Origin of the sequence: Nitrosomonas sp. Nm58, assembly GCF_900107335.1 — a bacterium.
Taxonomy (GTDB): Bacteria; Pseudomonadota; Gammaproteobacteria; order Burkholderiales; family Nitrosomonadaceae; genus Nitrosomonas.
The window spans coordinates 1-6,644 of sequence record NZ_FNPQ01000077.1 but is presented as its reverse complement, the minus strand read 5'-3'; the positions used below and the strand labels follow the sequence as shown (position 1 = coordinate 6,644).

Annotated in this window: 6 protein-coding genes and 2 pseudogenes; 1 reads left to right on the top strand and 7 read right to left on the bottom strand. The window is 47.9% G+C overall.

Annotated elements, in window-relative coordinates; translation table 11 throughout:
• A pseudogene (locus BLW34_RS14495) lies at window positions 1-465 on the top strand (IS3 family transposase); the annotation flags it as partial.
• 779 nt (window positions 466-1,244) lie between these two features.
• On the opposite strand, the gene BLW34_RS14490 reads toward BLW34_RS14495, so the two are convergent.
• From BLW34_RS14490 to BLW34_RS14460, 7 genes and pseudogenes are all read right to left on the bottom strand, one after another.
• A complete protein-coding gene (locus BLW34_RS14490) occupies window positions 1,245-1,784 on the bottom strand; it encodes a hypothetical protein (protein WP_143037961.1) in 540 nt (179 codons plus the stop codon).
• Window positions 1,747-3,300 (bottom strand): annotated as a pseudogene (locus tag BLW34_RS14485) (DUF927 domain-containing protein); the annotation flags it as partial. The pseudogene BLW34_RS14485 and the gene BLW34_RS14490, both read right to left, overlap by 38 nt.
• A gap of 12 nt (window positions 3,301-3,312) precedes the next feature.
• Window positions 3,313-4,659, bottom strand: coding sequence for a hypothetical protein (locus tag BLW34_RS14475; RefSeq protein WP_090581075.1), 1,347 nt, complete (start codon window positions 4,657-4,659; stop codon window positions 3,313-3,315).
• Between the two features lie 151 nt (window positions 4,660-4,810).
• Entirely contained in the window at window positions 4,811-5,359 is a 549-nt protein-coding gene (locus BLW34_RS14470) for a hypothetical protein (RefSeq protein ID WP_090581072.1), read from the bottom strand.
• An 18-nt stretch (window positions 5,360-5,377) separates the two neighbouring features.
• Window positions 5,378-5,650, bottom strand: coding sequence for a hypothetical protein (locus BLW34_RS15865; RefSeq protein WP_143037960.1), 273 nt, complete (start codon window positions 5,648-5,650; stop codon window positions 5,378-5,380).
• Window positions 5,647-6,081: a hypothetical protein gene (locus BLW34_RS14465; RefSeq protein WP_090581070.1), complete on the bottom strand. Its 435-nt coding sequence runs from the start codon at window positions 6,079-6,081 to the stop codon at window positions 5,647-5,649. Before BLW34_RS14465 ends, BLW34_RS15865 begins: the two co-directional genes overlap by 4 nt.
• Window positions 6,081-6,341, bottom strand: a complete 261-nt coding sequence (locus tag BLW34_RS14460) for a helix-turn-helix transcriptional regulator (RefSeq protein ID WP_090581066.1) — start codon at window positions 6,339-6,341, stop codon at window positions 6,081-6,083. Before BLW34_RS14460 ends, BLW34_RS14465 begins: the two co-directional genes overlap by 1 nt.
• Window positions 6,342-6,644: the final 303 nt, after the last annotated feature.

Genomic DNA, 6,644 nt, shown 5'->3' with positions numbered 1-6,644 from the left:
GCAATTTCAAAGTTTATGGCGCCAACAAAGTATGGCGGCAATTAATACGTGAAGGTATCCGGGTTGCCCGTTGTACAGTCGAACGGCTGATGAGGAAGCTTGGAATACAAGGCATCAGGCGTGGTAGAAAATGTTGGACGACGATTGCAGATGACTTGCTTGATCGGTCAACAGACAAGGTTAACCGGCAATTTGTAGCGACGCGCCCCAATCAGCTGTGGGTGGCGGACATCACTTTTGTGGCAACGTGGACAGGATTTGTTTATGTAGCTTTTATTACAGATGTTTTTGCACGACTTATTGTCGGCTGGCGGGTCACCCGGTCATTGCATACAGACTGGGTGTTCGATGCATTGGAAGGCATTGTGGGTGCGGCGGGAAACCAGTGGGTTAATCCATCACAGCGATCATGGCAGTCAATATCTGTCGATTCGCTATACGGAACGTTTAGCAGAAGCCAATGTAAATCTGCTTGTTTATTGCGTTTCGCGGATTGTCACGGATTTGTGTGGGCGGGTAAATGGCGGGGAAGGCGTCCACCGCATATAGGATATAAAACCCGCATGAATGCTAGATATAACCATGTATGCAAAATAGATATACCCCCAGATGTACCCCCATAAGCATGCTATTAGAAGTTAGTAACTTTTAACCCCCCCCTGTTCAATTCGCGGTTTTGCACACAAAGCTAGGCGAACGGTCTAGAGCCGGAAGACTCCAGACTTTTAACCCGCCCCCGGTGGGATACAATCAATCATCTTCATGGAAAACAATAGTTCCTTAACAGATACAATCCGGAAAGCATTTCTTACCCACTCACCATAATTTCTATTACCCTGGAAGGTCATTTTTCTCACCGCATTTTTATCTGCAGCCGCCATCATCACGGGCGCATTTCATTCTTCTATTTCCTATCCAGCAAAAAAAACAGTGGGGAGTGTGGGGAAAATGGGGAAGTCGGCTTGAAAACCGCATGGATACTAGCTTTAAGCCTCCCCACTACGCCCCAAATTAGCAAAAGATGAATGGGGAATTCCCCACTTTTTCGGGAAAATCGTTCTGTTTAGGGTTAAATATGGCGGTTATCATATCCATAATTTGCTTTGTGACGGGGCAGTAATGACTTTAACGAGACAGCCTGAAAGAGTGAAATCACCTGCTTATTGTCCTGTTCCCTCCTTATTACGGGGGATGTGTTCCTGATTCAGGGGGAAGCAATGACAGGTTTATTGTTTCGTTATGATCTACAATAAGTAGTCGTTACAGGTATCAGGCGCAAGCAAGACACGCTCGCCAAGGTAGCCTACTTCGAGGATGGCATGCTGCCTGGCACAGCTCCAGTGGTATTGTTTGCGCTTGCCGTGACGTGATGCAAGAATCATCTCCAGGTGTTTGCAGTTCATGCAGTCCATTGCTTTACCGGACGACGGGACACCAGACAGAATTACTCGCTCAGCAGGCAATCCATTCTCACAACACCCCAGTGCCCAGCGCTGCACCTGTTCTGGAGGAGGTAGATATTTGAGCTTAAGCAGCTCAGTAACCAATTCATCACGGCTCGCCTCTATTCTCTGACAACATGCCAGCAGCAACGCAACTGCAACAGGATGGGGCGGATACACTTCTGCTTGGTTGTTCTGCTCATTCGCCCGGCTTCCTGCATCGTCCTGTTTGCGCCGTTCGATTGTGGTACTGTGACTGGTTGCAGCCTCATCAAGCAAAGCATCCTTGATCATTGCCGCCCATTTACTCATCATCAGCCCCCATAATGGCAGGAAGAACATGGTAAACCCTCATCTGTCCTTCTGATGGCAGCACCACCTTGGGCTTATGGTGCTTTCCGTCCGGTCTCATATATCCTTTGCTGATAAGAAGCTTTGCAACTTCTGTGTGATTCAGTCCCTGGCATACATCACATCTAAATGTTTCAGGATAGATGAAATACTCAACGCCATCCTCCGCACTTTTACGATAGCCTGCTTTATTCATCACTCTCGGCAAGTGAGATTTGTCAATATCGCCAGTCTCAAAACGAGCGAAACGACCCTCACCATGAGCTTCAAGGAATCGCCTGACCTGCGAAATCATCTTGTGGTGTTCTCGATTACCCACCCCAAACCCTGACAGCCAATCTTTAAAGCATCGAACACTGGCAGCCATCGCTTCACCTTCTGCCCATCCGGTAATCTGCCATTGACTTGCCAACTCCCCCGCAAAGCCCACCAAAGCAAACCGTGCCGCCACCCGCCTGGCTTGCCCCGACGCGGCCTCATTCAATACGGCCTTTTCAAATTCTGACCTTGCGTCATGCCATTGTTCAACAAGTTCATGACGATTCTTTAGAACTTGCTCGATAAAGGCAGCAAATGCAGTGCCGTAGTACCGTCTGGTTAAATCATCTAAAACCTTGGAGAATTCAGAACCATTTGCACGGCCGTGCAAATCCTCAAATGCTCCCAGCTCCTTTCCTGCATCAGCAGGCAAATCACACAACCTCAACTCCATACCTGCATGGGTGTCCTTGCCAGCAGTGGCCACATGCTCAGACAAGCTTAGTTCTCCGCTTGACAAATAAATCACTCGCCACTTAGCCTTAACACGCAACGAACCATCCGCATTAGACCGGCTCTTGCCTGAGCCATGACTGAGCATATAAGCAGATTCACCTGCAACACGGGCTTCCAGTTCCTTAATTTCATCCAGCACCAGCAGGGCATCAGAATGGCTCTGAGCAACCCCTTCCAGACTGTTATCAGTAGACCGCCACCGCTCGACGTATTGCCTGCTCCCGCATACGCTGGCGGCCACCTGTAGGGCCGTTGATTTGCCACAAGATGAACTTCCTCTCCAGTGGAATCCCCCACCCTCAAGCCCCAGGATTTCCAGCAACGTACTTGCAAATGCAGTACAGACGCTGAACAGCAAACGGCTATTACCACGGCATAGGATCGCTACCTGCTCCCGCCATTCCTGCAAGCTGCCTTTCTGCTTAAAGTGGTTTTCCTGCTTTTAATTGGAGAACAGCCATTCATCACCGCTACTGGACAGTCCAATGAAACGATCAGGCAGCACATACACCAGATCATTCCCTGACCCGTGCCATCCGGTCTTATCGGTTACCCGCGCACGCTCACTGGGGCATTGCTCCTGTAGATACTGCAACACCAGCGCCCTGGCCTTTGGCATGATCACAAGACCTTCATCCAGCAGGCGGCCTGTTGCTTCCAAGCCCTCGCCATTGAATGCACGCATAGGAATAATGATTCTCTTCACTCGCTTATCAGGATCAGAGAATTGAACGAGCTTACCCCACTACCCTCCGTTGGGGTCACGGCTTTGGGCGAGTACTTCCAGTTTGCTGCATATTTTCTTGCGTGTGTAAGTGCCATCTTTCGCTTGCTGAACGTGGATAACACCATATTCCTTCACTTCAAAATTGGGCTGATACTCTTTCTCAGGTGATTCTGATATACCGCCTTCGGTTGTGTCATCTTGTGAAGTTGGTTGTGTTGTTTGCTGCGCAGTATTCTGGTTGTTGGTCAAGAACAAATCAGGCACACCCAGCGTGAGCAACAGGCGGAAATGTTCAGCCGTCCAGCGGTCACGCATCAACAAATCATGGGCATCGTCACCAGTGAGCATGGCGGCGGTGCTTGTTCGATCTATCTTGGGGATAGACTCCTTACCCGTATCAGCAAAAGCGGGTACATAATAAGCCAAGCGTTCAAGGTTCAATACGTCAATCTCAAACGCTCCAGCTTGCTGTAATTTCTGGATCAAATCCCCAGTTGCTTTTTTTCCGGCTTCGTCATAATCCGGCCATATTCGAACCAGGCGGCCTTGCAATGGCTGAAAATCAGACTTGTCAACGGCCATGCTGCCACCTTGCCAGCATAGAACCGGATGATCGGGCAACAGCTTACCCAATGCTTCAGCGGCTTTTTCACCTTCGACGATCCACACCCATGCATCAGGGTATTGCCGCAGTGAAGATAAACCATAAAGCGGGCGGGGAACCGGTGGCGCTTTGAACTGCCACTTGAGCCGCTCTCCCTTCTGCCATAATGTCAGCGGTGCAAACTGTTTTTTTCCGCCTGCTTCTTTAACTTCCCAGCGGTCATGATAATAATTCAGTTCGCCATCGATGCTTAGGTATGGATACCGCTGGTCATATTTACCATGCTTTGGGTGCGCTTCTGGGGGCAGCGGGGCACTCTCTGGGATAGGCATGACACACACCCACCCATCATTAGCCGAATCCTTAGCAGATTGATCGCTGGGCGATTCTTTAGGCTCATCTGATGCATTGCCCTTGCCCGCATCTTTTAAAGTGCTCTTGCTTCGATTTTGTGGGGCTGTTTGCTCAATGGGGATACCCAGAAACAAGGCCACATCCTCAGCGGCCTTACTTTGGGTGGAATCAGTCAGATACGCCACCAGGGAAACCAAATCTTTCCCCTTGTCCCCTGTGGCGAAGTCTGCCCATTCACCAGTACGTGAGTTGATAGAAAATGATCCAGGCGTGCTATCTGCCCGCCTAGGATTGCGGGCTAAATATTCATGGCCTTGTGTCTTTCCACCAGGCAGCCAGTGCCCTATAATCCTTTGTGCATTGGCTACTGCATGGACTGCAATTTTTTTGATTTCAGGCGGCTTCATTAACGCCCCCTTACTGTATCAACAAGTCTGAAGCCTATTGGATTGATTGCTGGCATAATTGAAGACCCTCGTTAATGATTGGGTACCGCCACCCGTTGGCGCGGCGTGGCGGTAAGTTGATAGAGGAAATGTATGATGAAGATGCTGGCGGCTAATGTTTGGCGCTGCCAGCATCTGAGCTTAAATCGGAAGCCATATCATTCCCCGTGGAATACAAAGTCTCATGAATGGCTTCAAGGTCGCCTTCAATATTTCTGAGAATTCCAGACAATCCTATGGCAGCTTGATAGCTCAACGATACGCATGTTTCTGATGCCGGTATTTCAGCCAGCATTTGAACAAACGAGAGTTTGCAAATTACGTTATAAATCCAATCACGGGCATCAGTTAAATCGCTTTGCTCTGACCGCGCAGCACATTCCATATGGTTCAGGATTCTTTCAGATATATCCGGCAATATGTCCAGGAAATCATTCTTTATCAGCTCATATAGCCCTATTAGCTGCTCGCTAGATAGATCGACTTCCCTTCCATTTAGGAGGATTTGATCATCGGTTTTATTGAGGTCAATAAGCTCTCGCATAAACACCAAATTGCACATCATGAGCTCAACATGTCTTGACTCTTGGATGAGACGCTCCGCAGCGTTCTTCCTCATGTTGTTTTTATGGATTTGTTGTTCTTGATCTTGGGGATTCATGGCTTAGTTCCTTTTCACTTACGGTTTGAGATTCCGCCACCGCTCAATAGTCTGAACGGGTGGGCAGCGCGTATGCAGGTTGACAGACCGGAACGAGGCCCGGCAGGGATAAACCCTCCCACATACGGCCACCCATAAAAAGGATTGCCATAAGATTACGGACGTAAAAAAACCGCTCTGTGGCGGTAGTCCGCCTCGTTCTCTGGCTGTCAAACCAGATCGTTGGATTTTGCCAACGACATGCCAAGCATAGGGCAGCAGGTAGAAGCATGTCAAGGACAAGTTATTCATTTCTCACCCCCTGCATTTGCTCCAAGCCGATTTAGGCTGTTTGCGATGCGCTCCAAGCTATCTGCAATACGGTTAGAAAACCGTGATTCTGCAAGCTCATCTACTTGCTTGTTTGTGGCGATACGCTCCAGGCTAACTGCAATACGATGAAAGGCTTTTAACTTACCTATCTCGATAACCAGCTTATCGACAGAAACCGACTCAAGCGTTGAGCATAGCGCGTGAAGCCCGACAAGATCAGGAGCCTTCCGCATAACAGCAGATTCATTTAATTCTGGATGCTTTGATAAATCGCCAGAATCCGATAACAAGATACTGATAACCTCAGCAGCTTCTGATAATCGTTCAGTAGCTAATCCAGCAGCATCAGTAGCTTTCACTTCCACAAGCAAATCATCCAGCGCATCATTAAAATCTCTGTTTTGATGCATTACAGCCCACCTGCATTCTGATGCGATTTTTCTGTCTGCTCGCTGGCGGCAGCGAGCCTTTTAATTTGTGCTCCAATCCATGATTGGATTTCAGATTCACGCCAGCGAGAAGAACTACCAATTTTTACCGGGGGTGGGAAAGCTTTATTTTTTATCTGCTTATAAATAAAACTCGATTTGAAGCCTGTTCGTCGTTCTACCTCATCAAGAGGTAGTAATTTCTCAGACGATAAGTCATTAACGGCTTGGTTTGTTTTCATTATGTAATCTCCTATGAATTAATGTGCATCCACTTGGACGCGCATTAAAGGAGATTACTTATTTTAAATTTGGATGTATTGACGCGAAATTTTGGAAATTAGTGGGAGCGGTTTAACTAAGCCTTATTTAATTTCTTTTTGCGCTTAGCTAATGGTTTTTAACTGCCAGAATCATAGTAATAATTACTTGCTAATGTTTTGCCTATACCTGTCAATGACGGAGCAAAAAGGTACCAGCATAGCGCGCGAAAAGTGTACCAGTTAGGTTAATAAAAAAGAGGGATTTAACCTCTGGTTTTAGCG